The following is a 16783-nucleotide window of genomic DNA, read 5'->3' on the forward strand; positions in this document are numbered from 1 at the left end:
GATTGCTTTATATTGTTAAAGAACGTTTTGAGTCGCTTTAGCGTCTCAAGGGATGCGTATAATACATCCTTTATTTTCCGAGTCAACACTTTGTTTTAAACTTTCTTTTTGGAAGATTTAAAACCGAAGTTTTATTTAACTCTCTAAGTAGTTCGCGTCTCGCTAGGCGTTGACGTTTCCCGTCTCAGTGGGGTCGCATTATAGGGAGCCGCAGATTTTACGCAAGTGTTTTTATCGCCTTTTTTGCATTTAATTTTTACCCCAAAGATACACAAGCCAGGCTCACAGGTTACCCACAAAACCCTGTGGATAACTGCGCTTTTTATTCCTTAAACAAGCTTACTGTTATATTGCTATAAACTTAAAAATGTAAAAAGCACCTAGATAAGGTGCTTTTAAAAGTAATAGTTATTAAGTTTTAGTACAAAATACTATATAACTTGCGACGATACTTTGCTGCAAGTGCATCACCGTCGGGTAAAGAGGCAATAATAGCTAAAAAACTTGGTTTTGCTTCGTTAAAATTCAGATCTTTTTGCAGCACTGTAAATAGTACATCTAATGCTTCTTCTTTTCTGCCGGCTTCATTGAGTAAAATACTTAGCTCTTCTTTTAATTCTAAGTCATTTGGGTACTTTTCTACTTGTTGTTGCTTTTCTTTAATCTCTGGTGAATCTTTTGCTTCAAGCGCAGCTTCGCATTTTGCTTTTATATTATTAAAGTAAGCATCTTGCTCTTGTACATCTATTGTATTAATTAGTGCTTGCGCTTCATCTACTTTATGAATTTGAATACATATATCTGCAAGTACTAATTTAATACGCGCGTTGCTGTTGTCAATTTCATAAGCTTGCTTTGCATAATTAAACGCGGCATTTAAATCTGACTTTAATAATGCTTGCTTTGCTTGCTCTAATAGTAAGTCTTGTTGAGCGGGTAAATGTTTAGCTAATGCTTCACGAATTTTCGCTTCAGCTTGGGCACCCGATAATACATCAACGGGCGCTGAGTCTTTTAACAACACCAGTGTTGGTAGTGTTTGTAAACCAACTTGCTGTGCTAATTGCGAAGCCAGAGCTTGCTCGGCATCGCAATCTAAATTTGCTACTACTATATAGTCGGTATATTCAGCGGCTAATTTATCTAATATTGCTGCCTGGTTAATACATTCAGGACTTTGCGCTGAGTAGAAGTTTAGCAGTACCAACTTTTGTTGTGATGTTTCGCCGAGTACTTGCTGAAAATTTTGCGCGTTGATACTAACTATGTTGCTCATTGAATTGATTGCCATATTCATTTATTTAGGTTTTTATATGGTGCTGAACATAATTATTACAAGTCATATATCTAAATCACTTGGATATACATTTATCTCAATAAGGGAAAATCATGAAGTTAACTTACTTAGGCACAGCGCTATTATTAGCTAGCCCTCTATTGGCGGCTAAATCATTAGACTTAAATTTACATAGCAGCATGCCAGCCATTGAAAGCTTTTACCTCGATCTGCATCAATCACCCGAGCTTTCGTATCACGAGCAACAAACCGCAAAAAAAATAGCAGCGCAGTTAAACAAGCTTGGTTTTGAAGTTACAAGCAATGTAGGTGGTTTTGGCGTTGTAGGCATTTACAAAAATGGTGATGGCCCCACAGTAATGATACGTACCGATACCGACGGCTTACCTATTACAGAACAAACAGGTAAGGCGTATGCTTCTAAAGTAACAGTAATAGACGAGCACGGTGCAAAAGTAGGTGTTATGCACGGCTGCGGTCACGATATACATATGAGCTCATTCATTGGTACTGCTGAACAACTAATAGCTCACAAAAATGCATGGCAAGGCACGCTAATGATGGTGGCACAACCCGCAGAAGAAGTAGGCGGTGGCGCTAAAGCCATGCTAAAAGAAGGCTTATTTAGTAAATATGCAAAACCTGATCACATAATTGCGCTACATGTAAGTGCAAGTGTGCCTGCCGGTAAAGTTGCGATGAAAAACGAATATACTATGGCCAGCGTCGATTCTGTTGATATAACTATAAAGGGTAAAGGCGGACATGGAGCTTATCCGCATACCACTATTGATCCGGTTATTATTGCTGCGCGCACTGTGCTTGCACTGCAAACTATTACGAGTCGTGAGCTTTCACCATTAGAGCCATCAGTCATTACTGTTGGATCTATTCATGGTGGCTCAAAACATAATGTAATTTCTGATGAAGTAAAGTTACAACTTACATTACGCAGCTATAACCCTGATATTAGAAATGCACAAATTGCAGCAATTAAACGCATTACCGCCGGTATTGCACAAAGCGCAGGCCTTGAGGAAGCGCTCTACCCTAAGGTGCAAGTACATGAAGATGAGTCAATTCCATCTACATATAACAATCCGGCACAAACCAACCTTGTGCGTCAAAGTATTGCCAGCGCTATTGGTGATGAAAATGTGCTTGAAACCCTCCCTGTAATGGCAGGTGAAGACTTTGGCTTATATGGCCGCACTGACGAAAATATTCCTATCACACTATTTTGGCTCGGTGGCGTTAACCAAGCAAAATATGCAAGTGCAATAAAAGCGGGCAAAACATTACCTTCACTGCATTCAAGTAAGTTTGCCCCAGACTATAAAGTCGCACTACCAACTGGCATTAAAGCCATGAGTAATGCAGCGGTAACTTTGTTTAATCAATAGTTTTATTTAAATAATAGCTCTGTAGTTAACCTGTAACAGAGCTTTTTTTATAACTCGACTTTTTATAAGGCGTTTTTTGGCCACGTTTAACAAAACGCTTTTTAGCTGAAGTTTTAGGCAGCTTTGCAAATACATTGCTATCGCAATTTGCAGCTTGTTGTACAAAACTATTTAAGTCGGCAAGTAAAGGCTGTAAAAATTGCTGATAGCTCATTACTTGCTGTGCAATATCACCTAAGCTCGATTCCCATTTAGCGGTTAAATCGGGGCGAACTAAACCTTGCGGCAGCACGCTAATAAGTGCACTCCCGGTTTCGGTTGCTTTAATTAATTTGCCTTCACGTTTTAAAAAACGGCGTTTAAATAATAATTCAATGATCCCCGCTCGCGTTGCCTCTGTGCCTAAGCCATCGGTGTCTTTAAGTACTTTTTTTATCTGTGGATCTTGTACATAGCGGCTTATGCCTGTCATGGCTGCAAGTAAAGTCGCATCACTAAAGTGCGCTGGCGGAGAGGTATATTTTTCAACAACCTCCCCTTGCGAGCAAAAAAGTAACATGTCTTTTGTTAAAGGCGGTAGCGTGGCTTCATCTTTCAATTCAGACTTACCCATTAGCACCTTAAAACCCAAGCTTACATCTTGCTTTGCATTTGCTTTAAATAACCCGCCAGCAATAGTTATCTCTGCTTTAGTTTCGTTGTAAATATAGTCGGGATAAAACTGTATTAAATAATGACGACATATTAATTGATAAACCTTTGTCTCATCGCTACCTAAACTTGCCGACTTTAACTGTTTTGCCGTAGGGACAATGGCGTGATGCGCAGCCACTTTTGAATCGTTAAAACATTTACTACGTTTTTTACTATCAGCTGCTTTTACTAACTCAACACCTTGCCCGCCATTAGTGCTTATAGCTTTTAAAATAGCAGACGCATCTTGGTGATGATCATTAGGTAAGTAGCGGTTGTCTGAACGCGGGTAGGTAATTAACTTATGACGCTCATAAAGAGTTTGGCATATATCCAGCACCTTTTGCGCTGGCATAGCAAATGCTTTTGCCGCGTCTATCTGCAAAGCAGATAAGTTATAAGGCAGTGGCGCAGTTTGTTTTTTTTGCTTTTGTTCAAGCGCCGTTAGCTCAGCATTTTGCTGTGTGATACGCGAGGCTACGTTTTCAGCCAATGCTTTATTTAATACTCGCCCTTCTTCGTCTTGATAAGGCTCACATGCCTTACTGGGTATCCATTTTGCACTAAATGATTGTTTTTCGGGGGTGACTAAGTGGGCTAATACTTCATAAAATGGCTTCGATACGAAATTTGCTATGTCATTATCTCTATTAACCACCAAGCCAAGTATGGGTGTTTGTACTCGTCCCACAGAAAGTACGTTACCAAACCCAGCTTTTTGCCCTGCTAAAGTATAAGCGCGGGTTAAATTCATACCAAACAACCAATCAGCACGAGAGCGCGCTAAGGCTGAAACGCTCAACGGAATAAACTCACGGTTAGATCGCATAGTCGTTAATGCTTTTTTTACTGCAGCTAAGTTTAAATCACTAATTAATAAGCGTTGAATATGCTGCTTTTTAGTTTTACTTATTTTGGCTTCTTCAATAACTTGATCGACAAGTAATTGCCCTTCTCTATCGGGATCACCTGCATGCACTAGTGCTGTAGCCTGTTTGATTAGCTTTTTTAACACAGTAAGTTGCTTGCGAGTTTTAGTTTTTGCTTTTAATTGCCACTGCTCAGGAATGATAGGTAGGTGCTCAAACTGCCACTTTTTAAAGCGCTCATCATAGTCATCGGGCTCGGCTTGCTCGAGCAAATGACCAATACACCAAGATACGCAATCACCATTTGCAACTTCAATGTAGCCATCGTGCTTTTTGTGCGGTTTTGGTAACGCGTCGGCAATAGCACGCCCTAATGACGGCTTTTCGGCAATATAGAGTTTCATAAGCAAGCTCTTTTACTGTTTATATACACAGTAGTTTAGCATATCAATTCACAGCGTGGGATGTTTTTATTAAACCGTACTATTTAACAACTCTGAGGTATTTGGCTGAGGTGGTGACTTTTAGTCAATTTTGACTAAAAGTCACCTGTAATCAATTACACTTAGTTTGCTTAAACCAAGTGTGTTTTTAATAAAATGACTGCTACCTTACATCGATAGGATCAGACTCTTTGGCCTTTCCTTGTAAAATAGATATTTCAACGCGACGATTACGACGGCGATCTTCATTGCTGTCATTTGGCACTAACGGCCGGGTTTCAGCACGCCCTACTACCATCATTCTATTTTTATCAAATCCAACTACTTTTTGCAGCTCACTGGCTACTGCAACTGCACGCTTAGATGAAAGATCCCAGTTATTAATATATAACTCGTTTGAAACCTGAAAATCGTCAGTATGCCCAGACACGGTAATTTCTCCAGGCACATCTTTTAATAGCACGCCAATTTCTTGAATAATGGGTTTAAACTTAGGTTGTAAAAATGCGCTACCCGAAGGGAAAGAGCCATTTTCACGAATACGAATAATTATTTGCTGCCCTAATGATTCAAGCTCTATGGCACCATCAATTATTTGTTTTTCTAATTGCTGAGCGATTTTTTTAACTAAGTCGTTTGTTTGCTGTTGATCGGCCGCTGAAATTGCTTGCTCCGATGCTTGCTCTTTGGAAGTACTACGCGACTCGCCACCACGTTTATCGCCCTGCTGCTCTTGCCTTCCGCCTGCTGAGCTTTCATCACCTGCCTGAAACTCTAACATTTGCTGGGTCATTTCTACCGTTTGCTGTTGAATTGTTTCAATTGGGGTAGGCTCTGGCTTGCCCGGAGTAAACTCCATAGCAATAACTGATGTGCCTTTGGGAATATCTTTAACTTCTATTTTATTTTGTACACCAAATGCAAATTTCATCGAACCGGCAATTTGTTTAAATTTAAGTACATCCATTTCAGAAAACGCAAGCAAGAGCACAAAAAAGCACATTAATAGCGACATTAAATCTGCGAATGTCCCCATCCACGCAGGTAAACCTGGGGGTGGGCACTTGCACTCTTGATCAGACATAGTTAATCCTCAGTGTTTACTTTACGTTTTGATTCAGCAAGATAGTTTTTCAAAATACCTTCTATTACTTTTGGATTTTGACCATCTTGAATACCTAAAACCGCATCTAAAATTAAACGTTGATTCATTGCCTCTTCGTCTTTACGCAGCTCCAATTTTGTTTGAATAGGAATAGCGACTACGTTAGCTAAAAATGCGCCGTATAATGTGGTTAACAATGCCACCGCCATAGCCGGACCAATTGCTTTAGGATCATCCATATTAGATAACATCGCAACTAAGCCTATTAAGGTGCCTATCATTCCCATTGCTGGGGCTATATCACCCAAAGATTTAAATAAAGTAGCACCCGACTCATGCCGTGCTGTAGTTAATGAAATATCTTTTTGCAGTGTGGCCCGCACTACGTCTGCGTCGTGGCCATCTACTAGCATGTCAACGCCTTTGCGCATAAATGGATTCGGTATTTCTGCCTCTTCAAGTGCTAAAAACCCGCCTTTACGTGCTGAATCTGCAAGTTCAACTGCTTTTTCGATTAACTCTTCTGGCGACTCAAGCTTAAACATAAACGCTTTGGTAACCACCTTACCTATGCCAAAAAACTGTGACATAGTAAAGTTTGATAAAACGATAAATAATGAACCGCCAAATACGATTACAACAGAGGGCGTGTTGTAAAACATAGCCATTTCACCGCTACTACTCATAAACATGGACATGACAATTAAGCCAATTGCGCCAAGGATCCCAATAATGGTTGCTAAATCCACATTCCCTCCAAAAGTTTTTGCTTTTATATGCAAACGTTTGTTATTAATTGTTTATCGGCAAGATACTGAATTGCTTAAGCCATTTTTTATAGATAAACATAAAAAGCTGGATTAAGCACTATTCTAGATCAACTTGTGTTATCTATCTAATTATCAATTTTTTAAAACATAAAACGTTTATTAACGAAAAAACCATTTCATCCTTTGACCTAGTTTAGCATTCCCCCTAAAATTGACTTCTAAATTTATTATGTAAGTTGAAATAAAGATGGCGACTAAAAAACCTGAAAACTTAAGTTTCGAGCAAGCACTAGAAGAATTAACAACAATCGTTAGTGAAATGGAACAAGGTGATTTATCGCTTGAGCAGTCATTAAAACAGTTTGAGCGTGGCATTGCTTTAGCAGGCGCATCGTCTAGTAAGTTGCAACAAGCTGAGCAAAAGGTGGCTATTTTAATGGGCAAAGATGAGAAGTCTGTATTAACCGACTTTGATAATGATATGGAATAGCCGTGACTATTAAAGAACTTATTACACATGCTCAAACTGATGTAGCCAATACTCTTAACCTTTATTTTGACCAATCGCTTAATACTGACGAGACCATAAAAGCCGCCACCCATTATAGTTTAATGAATGGCGGCAAAAGATTGCGTCCTTTTTTGGTTTACGCAACGGGTAAAATGCTCGGCGCAGATAAACAAGATTTAGACGTACTTGCTGCAGCTATAGAATGTATTCATAGCTACTCGTTAGTTCACGATGACTTACCAGCTATGGATGATGATGAATTACGTCGCGGACGCCCAACCTGTCATATCGTGTACGGCGAAGCACACGCAATTTTAGCCGGTGATGCACTGCAAGCTTTAGCATTTGAGTTAATCGCCAAGCATAATTTTAACTGTAGTGCTCAAGCTCAAGTTAAAATGATTGCTGAACTGGCACATGCCTCTGGGTTACAAGGTATGGTGGCAGGCCAAGGGCTTGATATTGCAGCTACTGATAAAGTAATAACCGTGGCTGAACTTGAGCGTATTCATAAGTTAAAAACCGGTGCGCTAATAAGCTGTGCAATTACACTGGGGGCTTTGTGCTCGAACAATGTTAGTCAAAACACGTTAGAAAATTTAGCCACTTTTGGCTATGCCATAGGGCTTGCATTTCAAGTACATGACGATATTTTAGACGTAGAAGGCGATACCGTTACTTTAGGTAAGCCTCAAGGGTCAGATATCGCTGCGAATAAAGCGACATATCCCGCTTTATTAGGTATGCTAGGCGCTAAAGAAAAAGCGCAAAACTTAATACAACAAGCCCATGCAGCGTTAGCAAATATAGACGCCGATACCAGTGCTTTAGCGTCACTAGCTAACTATTTAATTGAACGTGACCACTAAACACGGCTTAAATGTATTGCAACTTAGCACTAAAATTATTACTGAACATCAAATAACTCAAACAACGCGTTTGCACAGTTAGTTGATGTTAGCGAAGGACATATATAAAACCATGACACTTGATAGCAGCAAGTATCCATTACTTAATTTGGTTAACGAACCAGCCCACTTGCGAGACTTAGCACAAGATAAGCTTCCTGCATTTAGCCATGAGTTGCGTGACTACTTACTCAACTCGGTATCGCAAAGTAGCGGGCATTTAGCGTCTGGTTTAGGTACCGTAGAGCTCACTGTGGCACTACATTATGTGTATAACACCCCAGATGATCGCCTTGTATGGGATGTAGGCCATCAAGCTTACCCACACAAAATACTCACCGGGCGTCGCGATTTAATGCACACCATTCGTAAAAAAGATGGCTTGCACCCTTTCCCATTTCGCGAAGAAAGCCAATACGATACGTTTAGTGTGGGCCATTCTAGTACCTCTATTTCAGCTGCGTTGGGCATGTCTATTGCTGCGCAAAAAGAAGGTAAAGGACGCAAAACGGTTGCCGTTATAGGCGATGGTGCTATTACAGCAGGCATGGCGTTTGAAGCCATGAACCACTTAGGTGATGTAAAATCAGATATGTTGATCATTTTAAATGACAACGAAATGTCGATTTCTGAAAACGTTGGCGCGTTAACAAATCACTTTGCCCGTATTTTATCGGGTAGCTTTTATACTAACATTCGCGAAGGTAGTAAAAAACTACTCTCGGGTGTGCCACCAGTTAAGCAACTTGCCAGTAAAATGGAAGAGCATATTAAAGGGATGATGATCCCTGGTACCTTCTTTGAAGAATTAGGCCTAAATTATATTGGCCCAATTGATGGCCATGATGTAAACATGTTAGTAGATACGCTGCGTAATATGCGTAACTTAAAAGGCCCGCAATTACTGCATATAAAAACCCAAAAAGGCAAAGGGTATAAACCCGCTGAAGCCGACCCTATTGGCTATCACGGCGTACCTAAGTTTGATCCTAATACATCAAGTTTACCTAAATCAAAACCCGGTGCGGCTACATTTTCTAATGTATTTGGCGACTGGTTATGCGACATAGCAAAGCAAGACAGCAAGCTTATGGCGATAACACCGGCTATGCGCGAAGGCTCTGGCATGGTGCGTTTTTCAAAAGAGCATCCTGATCAGTATTTTGATGTTGCGATTGCCGAGCAGCACGCTGTAACCCTAGCCGCTGGTTTTGCTTGTGAAGGCTTAAAACCCGTTGTCGCAATTTACTCAAGCTTTTTACAACGTGCGTACGATCAGCTAATTCACGATGTAGCGCTGCAAAACTTACCTGTGTTATTCGCTATTGACCGTGCTGGTATTGTTGGCGCAGACGGCGAAACACATCAAGGTGCGTACGATTTAAGCTTTATGCGCTGCATTCCAAATATGGTCATTATGGCGCCAAGCGATACAAATGAGTGTCGCCACATGTTATATACTGGTTATCAAGCAAATTGTCCTGTTGCTGTGCGTTATCCGCGTGGTAGTGCTGGTACGGCAGAAATTGCAACTAATATGCAATTACTTGAAATTGGTAAAGCCGATGTTGTTAAGCAAGGTGCTAAAGTGGCTATATTGTCATTTGGTACATTACTTGAAAACGCGCAACTAGCAGCTGATGAACTCAATGCGACTTTAGTTAATATGCGCTTTATTAAACCGCTTGATACTGCGTTACTCAATGAGTTAATAAACAGCCACGATGTAATAGTAACGCTTGAAGACAATGCAATTTCTGGCGGTGCTGGCTCTGCGGTTAATGAGTATTTAGCAACGCAAAAAGCACAGGTTAGCATTCTTAACTTGGGTATCCCTGATGAATTTATTAAGCACGGTACACAAGACGAAATGCACGACGAAATGGGCTTAGGCGAGCAAGGAATATTAACTGCTATCAAAGCGTTTATTAATTAACCCCCTACTCATTTAAAGCATATTAAAAAAGGAGCCTAGGCTCCTTTTTTAATATCTAAATATTAGTTACTTATCGCATCCATACTTTAATATCAGCTAAACCATTGGCTTGTAGCAAGCCTATTTGCTGTTCAACATTAGGGTTTTGCTCAAACTCAAACGCATCTAACTGCTCATCAAAGGTAATATTAGCGACCCCATCGCCACCGCGTTTTTTAACTTGATGCAGTGCAATATCAGCTAAATTAATCGAGGTTTCCCAGCTAATAACTTGGCCACCTAATAATGGTAGCGGATAAAACGACCAACCAATTGAGGCCGAAATATGAGTGCTTTTACCATTTGGCAATTGAAATCCATGTTCGGCAATTCCTTGGCAAAGATCCGACACATAGCTGTCAATTAAGTTACATTTAAAGTCACGTAATAAAAGTAAAAATTCATCGCCGCTCCAACGTGCCACATAATCTGAGCCCTGAGTACGCGAATTAAGTAATACCGCCATTTGCTGCAAACAACTATCTCCGGCAATTGGCCCATACGCATCGTTAATACGGCTAAAATTATCTAAGTTTATAATTAATAATACTAGCGACTTGCCCTGCGCTTGCAGTGACTGTGAGTTACGCTGAAAATGTTCAATATCTTTAGGTAGTTGGTCGAACAAAAAGCGGCGGCTACGTAACCCTGTAAGCTCATCTGAATGGCTCACCAGCTTAAGCTGTGAGTTAACCTTATTAAGCTTATCGTTTGCTTGGCGAAGCTCTAAGGTACGATCAGTGATCAACCCTTCTAACACTTCTTGTTTACGGCGCTCTTGCGCTCTAAATACCCAAAACACTAAATAAAACAATAAAACGAAACCACTTGTGATCAGTAATCTAAAGTAAATTGTTTCATCAAAACGCTCAGGTACTACAAAAGCGTAATCAACAGATTGGGCTATGTTCCAATCCTCGCCTTGGCGTTTTGTTTCTAACTGAAACAAAAATGCACCGGCTGGAAGGTTGGTATAAATAGCTTCGCGGCGAGTATTAGCGTATCGCCAGTCAGTATCTAAACCATTTAATTTATATCTAAACTCAATACTATTTGGCGCGTAATAATCTATAGCTGTGTATTTTAAAGTAACATCGCGCTCGTCTATTTTTAATCGCGGTTTATTACCTAATGCAGCTGTGGTTAAACTACGTAATGGTGTAGTTAATGTTTCTATTTTAGGTTTTAAACCACGTAAACCAAACAGCTCAACGCTTTTAGGTATTTCAACTACACCTTGTAAACTGGGATACCAAATGGAGTTATCCATATCAACAACCGCGTCATGCCCTAAGCCATTACAACATTGGCTGGCTTTACCATCGAGTTGGCGATCGAACGAGGAAATAACCTCTTCAACTTTTAAGCTTTGGATCTGCGTTTTAAATTGATCTACCGGCATCCGATAAACACCTTTCATGGTGCTTACCCATATTCTTTTTAATTTTTCATCGTACTTTAAGCTAAAAATAGAACCATAGGGTAAGCCATTTGCCGCATCTAATTGCTGCCATTGTCCTTGTCCACTACGATAAAACAAACCATCGTTTAACGAGCCAACTAATATTCCAACTCCATCTATATGCAAAATACTGGTTACATAAGCACTTTCTAAGGTAGTTTGGTCGCCTATTTTTTCTATTCCTCGGTCAGTAAAGTAATACGCGCCTTTACTAGTACCGATAATGCCAAAGTTTGGTGCATCTAATACAAAAGTAATAAACTTACTGCCTAAAAATGCATTATAAGCAAAGGGCCTTAAACCACTATAATTGAGTCGATACAAACCTCGGCCAGTACCAATCCAAAATCCGCCTCGGGTAGCTGAGCTAATCGCAAATACCGGGTTGTCGTTTAATGCGCGCCCAGGAAAGCTGTAAAGTGTGTCGTCTTCATAAAAGAATAACCCCCGCCCAGTAGCAATATAAAGCCGATCGCCATCAAACTGTAAATCATGCACCGAGGCATGCCCATACTTGCTACTGTTTATTATATTAATAAAGTTTTTATTGGTATCAAAGTAACCAACTCCACTTCTGTTAGCTATCCACAGTTTGTCATCGGGTGATTTACTAATCGCCATTACCGTTTCAGTCATTTTAGAAATTGCCGAGTGACGCTCAATGCGACCTTCGTGTGCCAGCCATAAACCTTCACTAAAACTGGCTAGCCAAACATTATTTTGATCATCGCGAAACATGTCAGCAAACCAAATACTTTGATCTAACTGACTTGGCTCAACCCATTGCCAATCACCTGACTTGCCACGAAATAATAAACGCCCATAAGTAGATACCCATAAGCCACCATTGGTGTCGCTCATAAATTTATAAACTGCAGAGTTATTCACATTAGGCAGTGGGAAAGAACGTAGTTCGTCATCTAAATCTAAAAAATAAGCACCCAACTCAGAGGCTAAATATAAATTACCATTTAAAAAAGAGAGATCGTGCACTATGGTTTGCGCTAAGCTGTCGGGTAATGACACTTTGGCAGTAAGCTCTAAACGTAATTTAGAAAAGTCGGCAGCGCTTTTTGTCAGGCGCAGTAAATGTCTGTCGTTTACTAACCAAATACCTTCAGGTGCGAGCGCCATTTTGCTCACAGAGCCAACTATTTGAGTAATAACAGTGGGATTAACTATGGGTGATGGCTCATTAGTTTGATCGCGTAAATCAACCAAACTACGATCAACATAATACAGGCCATTAGCGGCTATCCAAATACCGCCTTTAGAGTCCTCTAAAATATCTCTAACCGGGCCTTTAATATTAAACTCTTGTGCACTAAGTGTTGCAGGGTCAATAACCACTAACCCATTTTTGGTGCCGATCCACAAAAAGCCTTGGCCATCTATTAGTAATTTATTAATACCATTACTTGGTAAAAAAAGACTATTTTGCGTGTTGTAGTTGGTAAAAGTATTGCCGTCAAAACGACTTAAACCAAATTGAGTTCCCAGCCACATATAACCTTGCTGGTCTTGCACAACACTTTTGAGTGATTGCGAGGGGAGTCCATCTTTAATATTCCATTGTTTAACTACGTAATCAGTAATTGAGGCCCAACTTGGCATAGCACAGGTTAGTAGTACAAAAACTAGTAAAAATCGCATCATATTGCTGCCACCTAGCTAAACAATCAAATAATAAACTAAAAGGGTAGTAAACCTACTTTTATCAGCGCTTGCAAACAAATAAGTGAAAATATACCTGCAAGTACGTCATCAATCATAATTCCAAATCCACCATGGGCACGCTTGTCGAGCACACGGATAGGGCCTGGTTTGACTATATCAAAAAAACGAAACAGTAAAAAACCAACCAATAATGTTTGCCAGCTCAGTGCGGCACCAATCATAGTGATGTAATAGCCTGCCACTTCATCCCATACAATCGCGGGGTGATCGTGTACCCCTAAATCATCAGCGGTTTTGCCACAAGCCCAAATACCAAAAACACTGATCACTACAGCAAATACTATTTGTAACCACAACGGGTAGTGCATGGTTATAAAAATAAAAGGTAAAGCAGCCAAAGTACCAAATGTGCCTGGGGCTATAGGTGCAAGCCCAGTACCAAAACCTAAACCAAAAAACTGATGTGGACGCTTTAGGTTAAATAAACGCTTGTTGTTCAACTTAAATCCTTAGAAAAGTGCTCAAAACCTTGGTGCTTAAAAGTAAATTTTTCGCCTTTATGTAACAGGTCAATTTGCCCTTCGCCACTTTTTATTTGGCCAATACAAATTGCCTCTACGCCATATTGACGCAGTTTTACATCAAGCATACTTTTATTGCTATCAGGCACGGTATAAAGCAGTTCATAGTCGTCGCCGTAATTTAGTATAAACGGTAATTGTTGTTCAAAATCAAGGCTAGCTTTCATTGCATCCGAGGTGGGTATGCTTTCAATATTAACCGTTGCGCTAACCTGCGACATATTTAGTATATGGCCTAAATCGGCTAGTAAACCATCTGAAATATCAATAGCAGAAGACGCAAGCCCACGTAATACCTGCCCTGCAGCCACTCTAGGTGTAGGGAAGTTAAGGCGCTTTTTAATATGTTTTAGATGCTCAGGTTCAATCGTTAAGCCTTGCTTGCGAGACTCTATTGCAAGCCCCGCATCTCCTAACGGCCCAGTTACAAAAATCCAGTCACCTACTTTTGCGCCATTTCGGCATAATGCAGTGCCTTCGGGTACTGTACCTTTTGCACAAATAGTAATACTCAAAGGTCCTTGAGTCGTGTCGCCACCAATTATTTGTACATTAAAATATTCGGCAATTTCATGCATGCCGTCAGTCAATTCTTCAATCCATTGCTGATCAATACTCGGAAGTGTTAAAGCGATAGAAACCCATGTAGGCTCTGCCCCCATTGCCGCTAAATCACTTAAATTTACAGCCAATGCTCTGTGCCCGAGTGCGCGAGGTTCAATGTCATCAAAAAAATGCACACCAGCAACGAGTGTATCGGTTGTTATAGCAAGCTGACAATTTTGCGGCACAGTAACTAATGCGCAGTCATCTCCAATCCCTAAATTAACATCGCGGCGAGTAATACCACGGCCTTTAAAATAACGATTAATTAATTCAAATTCCTTCATACACAAAAAAGCCGACCTATGCCGGCTCTCCTTTTTAACGGTAATTTATACCAGCCAGTTTTGATAAAATAATTATCAAAAACCTGACTAAATATTACTTACGTAAATGCTTAACTGCTTTATCAAGTACACCGTTTACAAATTTATGGCTATCTTCAGCGCCAAACATTTTAGCTAATTCAATGCTTTCGTTGATAGCCACTTTGTATGGAACATCTTCACGAAATTTTAGCTCATAGCTGCTTAAACGTAATATTGCGCGTTCAACCATATCTAACTCATCGAATGGACGGGTTAAATGCGGTGATACAGCCTCGTCTAGTTGCTTATAATTTACCGCAACGCCACTGGCTAAATCTTTAAAATATTCAACATCAATTTTAGTCACGTCGTTTTCGATCAACATTTGTTGTTCGATATCGGCAATTGCATTGCCACTTAATTGCCAAGAATAAATGGCCTGAAGTGCTAATATACGTGCTTTACGTCTTGCTGCTGGTTTCACAAAAATTCCTTAAACTTAAATTTTATCTAACACATTAACCATTTCAAGCGCGCCTAAAGCAGCTTCGCCGCCTTTATTGCCCATTTTGGTGCCAGCACGCTCAATTGCTTGTTCAATGCTTTCTGTGGTTAATACGCCAAATGCAACCGGTATATCATACTCAAGTGATACTTGCGCAAGACCTTTGTTTGATTCGCCAGCAACTAGGTCAAAGTGTGGAGTACCACCTCTGATCACTACGCCTAATGCGATGATTGCATCATACTGTTTTTTTGCCGCAATACGTTTCGCTGCTAAAGGTAATTCAACCGCGCCAGGTACATAAACTACGGTAATATCGTCATCCGATACACCACCTGTGCGTTTTAATTCATCAATAGCGCCTGCTAATAAGCTACTACCAATAAAGTCATTAAAGCGAGAAATGACAATGGCAAATTTTTTGCCCGGAGCGTACTTACTACCTTCAATAATTTTCATTTGATAACCTTAAAAATAAGTTTGAGCGATTTCGATTGCGCAAAAATTGCAGCGCATCATACCATAAAAATAAAATAATAGCCTAGCGTCTAATTACTGCGGCTCTATGTAGTCAACAACTTCTAAATGAAACCCTGAAAGTGCATGATACTTTTTAGGGCGACTCATTAAGCGCATTTGTTTAATGCCTAAATCGGCTAATATTTGTGAACCCACGCCTACAGTACGAGACGTACCTGTAAATTTATTCGGTGTTACATCTTCACCCGAATCTTCGGCTGCAAACGCCTTTACGGTTGCCTCAAGCTCTGCGGTACTTTCTTGTTTGCCTAAAATAACTAATACACCATTGTGCTTAGCTATATAAGCCATTGCGTCAGACACGCCCCAGCTACGCTCAGAGTTTCTATCTGAGAGTAAAATATCGTTAAAGGTGCTTTGTAAATGCACTCGCACTACGGTTGGCGCTTGTTGTTTTATTTCGCCTTTTACTAATGCGTAATGTAGCTGTCCGTCAATGGTGTCTTTGTAGGTTACTAAATCAAACTCACCGTGCTCGGTAGGTAACTTACACTTTGCCACTTGCTCTATTGTGGTTTCGTTTAAGTTACGGTATTCAATTAAATCAGCTATGGTGCCAATTTTAATATCGTGCTGTTTAGAAAACACTTCTAAGTCAGGACGGCGCGCCATAGTGCCATCTGCATTGAGTATTTCAACAATAACCGATGAAGGCTCAAGCCCTGCTAAACGGGCTAAGTCGCAGCCTGCTTCAGTGTGCCCTGCACGCGTTAAAACACCGCCAGGTTGTGCCATTATAGGAAAAATATGCCCAGGCTGTACTATATCGCTAGGCACTGCGCCTTTAGCTATAGCGGCCTGTACTGTACGTGCTCTATCTGCTGCCGAAATACCTGTAGTAACGCCTTTTGAAGCTTCTATCGACATTGTAAAATTAGTTGAAAACGCAGCACCGTTATTTTTTACCATAAGCGGTAAATCAAGTTGCTCGCATCGCTGTTGCGTCATAGTTAAACAAATTAAACCACGGCCATGCGTGGCCATAAAGTTAATAGCTTCTGCACTAATATGCTCGGCGGCAATAATTAAATCGCCTTCATTTTCCCGGTCTTCATCGTCCATTAAAATAACCATTTTACCGGCTTTAATGTCTGCGATAATTTCTTCTGCGCTGTGTAAGTTCATAATTCACT

At 40.3% G+C, this 16783-nt stretch carries 14 protein-coding genes; 4 read left to right on the plus strand and 10 right to left on the minus strand.

What is annotated here, in order from left to right; genetic code table 11:
• Positions 1 to 418: 418 nt before the first annotated feature.
• Complete coding sequence (locus I6F41_RS15365) at positions 419 to 1276, minus strand: tetratricopeptide repeat protein (RefSeq protein ID WP_182684357.1); 858 nt, start codon at positions 1274 to 1276, stop codon at positions 419 to 421.
• A gap of 113 nt (positions 1277 to 1389) precedes the next feature.
• Here I6F41_RS15365 and I6F41_RS15370 point away from each other — a divergent pair, with 113 nt between their 5' ends.
• Entirely contained in the window at positions 1390 to 2700 is a 1311-nt protein-coding gene (locus I6F41_RS15370) for a M20 metallopeptidase family protein (protein WP_182684358.1), read from the plus strand.
• Positions 2701 to 2725: 25 nt separating this feature from the next.
• Here the strand turns inward: I6F41_RS15370 and I6F41_RS15375 are convergent, their stop codons facing one another.
• From I6F41_RS15375 to pomA, 3 genes are all read right to left on the minus strand, one after another.
• The gene (locus I6F41_RS15375; protein WP_182684359.1) at positions 2726 to 4666 is read right to left on the minus strand and encodes a DNA topoisomerase III; all 1941 of its coding nucleotides are present in this window, start codon (positions 4664 to 4666) and stop codon (positions 2726 to 2728) included.
• Between the two features lie 202 nt (positions 4667 to 4868).
• Complete coding sequence (locus I6F41_RS15380) at positions 4869 to 5789, minus strand: flagellar motor protein MotB (protein ID WP_182684360.1); 921 nt, start codon at positions 5787 to 5789, stop codon at positions 4869 to 4871.
• A 2-nt stretch (positions 5790 to 5791) separates the two neighbouring features.
• A complete protein-coding gene (gene pomA / locus I6F41_RS15385; RefSeq protein WP_041454537.1) occupies positions 5792 to 6559 on the minus strand; it encodes a flagellar motor protein PomA in 768 nt (255 codons plus the stop codon).
• Between the two features lie 268 nt (positions 6560 to 6827).
• On the opposite strand from pomA, the gene I6F41_RS15390 reads away from it, so the two are divergent.
• The 3 genes from I6F41_RS15390 (at position 6828) to dxs (ending at position 9935) form a co-directional block, all read left to right on the plus strand.
• On the plus strand, positions 6828 to 7070 hold the full coding sequence (locus I6F41_RS15390) for an exodeoxyribonuclease VII small subunit (RefSeq protein ID WP_011329014.1): 243 nt from the start codon (positions 6828 to 6830) through the stop codon (positions 7068 to 7070).
• Positions 7071 to 7072: 2 nt separating this feature from the next.
• Positions 7073 to 7960: a (2E,6E)-farnesyl diphosphate synthase gene (gene ispA / locus I6F41_RS15395; protein WP_011329015.1), complete on the plus strand. Its 888-nt coding sequence runs from the start codon at positions 7073 to 7075 to the stop codon at positions 7958 to 7960.
• Between the two features lie 112 nt (positions 7961 to 8072).
• On the plus strand, positions 8073 to 9935 hold the full coding sequence (dxs, locus tag I6F41_RS15400; protein ID WP_086993171.1) for a 1-deoxy-D-xylulose-5-phosphate synthase: 1863 nt from the start codon (positions 8073 to 8075) through the stop codon (positions 9933 to 9935).
• Positions 9936 to 10005: 70 nt separating this feature from the next.
• On the opposite strand, the gene I6F41_RS15405 is transcribed toward dxs, so the two are convergent.
• The 6 genes from I6F41_RS15405 to ribBA form a co-directional block, all read right to left on the minus strand.
• Positions 10006 to 13092, minus strand: a complete 3087-nt coding sequence (locus I6F41_RS15405) for a ligand-binding sensor domain-containing diguanylate cyclase (protein ID WP_011329017.1) — start codon at positions 13090 to 13092, stop codon at positions 10006 to 10008.
• A gap of 35 nt (positions 13093 to 13127) precedes the next feature.
• Positions 13128 to 13613, minus strand: a complete 486-nt coding sequence (locus I6F41_RS15410) for a phosphatidylglycerophosphatase A family protein (protein WP_011329018.1) — start codon at positions 13611 to 13613, stop codon at positions 13128 to 13130.
• Positions 13610 to 14584, minus strand: coding sequence for a thiamine-phosphate kinase (gene thiL, locus I6F41_RS15415; RefSeq protein WP_041454538.1), 975 nt, complete (start codon positions 14582 to 14584; stop codon positions 13610 to 13612). Before thiL ends, I6F41_RS15410 begins: the two co-directional genes overlap by 4 nt.
• A 94-nt stretch (positions 14585 to 14678) precedes the next feature.
• A complete protein-coding gene (nusB, locus tag I6F41_RS15420; protein WP_011329020.1) occupies positions 14679 to 15089 on the minus strand; it encodes a transcription antitermination factor NusB in 411 nt (136 codons plus the stop codon).
• A 15-nt stretch (positions 15090 to 15104) separates the two neighbouring features.
• Positions 15105 to 15569: a 6,7-dimethyl-8-ribityllumazine synthase gene (gene ribH, locus I6F41_RS15425; RefSeq protein ID WP_011329021.1), complete on the minus strand. Its 465-nt coding sequence runs from the start codon at positions 15567 to 15569 to the stop codon at positions 15105 to 15107.
• A gap of 93 nt (positions 15570 to 15662) precedes the next feature.
• Positions 15663 to 16775, minus strand: coding sequence for a bifunctional 3,4-dihydroxy-2-butanone-4-phosphate synthase/GTP cyclohydrolase II (gene ribBA / locus I6F41_RS15430; RefSeq protein WP_011329022.1), 1113 nt, complete (start codon positions 16773 to 16775; stop codon positions 15663 to 15665).
• Positions 16776 to 16783: the final 8 nt, after the last annotated feature.

This window comes from Pseudoalteromonas sp. SCQQ13 (assembly GCF_015864415.1).
In the GTDB taxonomy this organism is placed as follows: Bacteria; Pseudomonadota; Gammaproteobacteria; order Enterobacterales; family Alteromonadaceae; genus Pseudoalteromonas; species Pseudoalteromonas nigrifaciens.

Bases quoted from the DNA above. Each gene is read 5' to 3' on its own strand.
- I6F41_RS15365 (WP_182684357.1), bottom strand. From the start codon at position 1,276: ATGAGCAACATAGTTAGTATCAACGCGCAAAATTTTCAGCAAGTACTC.
- I6F41_RS15370 (WP_182684358.1), top strand. From the start codon at position 1,390: ATGAAGTTAACTTACTTAGGCACAGCGCTATTATTAGCTAGCCCTCTA.
- I6F41_RS15375 (WP_182684359.1), bottom strand. From the start codon at position 4,666: ATGAAACTCTATATTGCCGAAAAGCCGTCATTAGGGCGTGCTATTGCC.
- I6F41_RS15380 (WP_182684360.1), bottom strand. From the start codon at position 5,789: ATGTCTGATCAAGAGTGCAAGTGCCCACCCCCAGGTTTACCTGCGTGG.
- I6F41_RS15390 (WP_011329014.1), top strand. From the start codon at position 6,828: ATGGCGACTAAAAAACCTGAAAACTTAAGTTTCGAGCAAGCACTAGAA.
- dxs (WP_086993171.1), top strand. From the start codon at position 8,073: ATGACACTTGATAGCAGCAAGTATCCATTACTTAATTTGGTTAACGAA.
- I6F41_RS15405 (WP_011329017.1), bottom strand. From the start codon at position 13,092: ATGATGCGATTTTTACTAGTTTTTGTACTACTAACCTGTGCTATGCCA.
- thiL (WP_041454538.1), bottom strand. From the start codon at position 14,584: ATGAAGGAATTTGAATTAATTAATCGTTATTTTAAAGGCCGTGGTATT.
- ribH (WP_011329021.1), bottom strand. From the start codon at position 15,569: ATGAAAATTATTGAAGGTAGTAAGTACGCTCCGGGCAAAAAATTTGCC.
- ribBA (WP_011329022.1), bottom strand. From the start codon at position 16,775: ATGAACTTACACAGCGCAGAAGAAATTATCGCAGACATTAAAGCCGGT.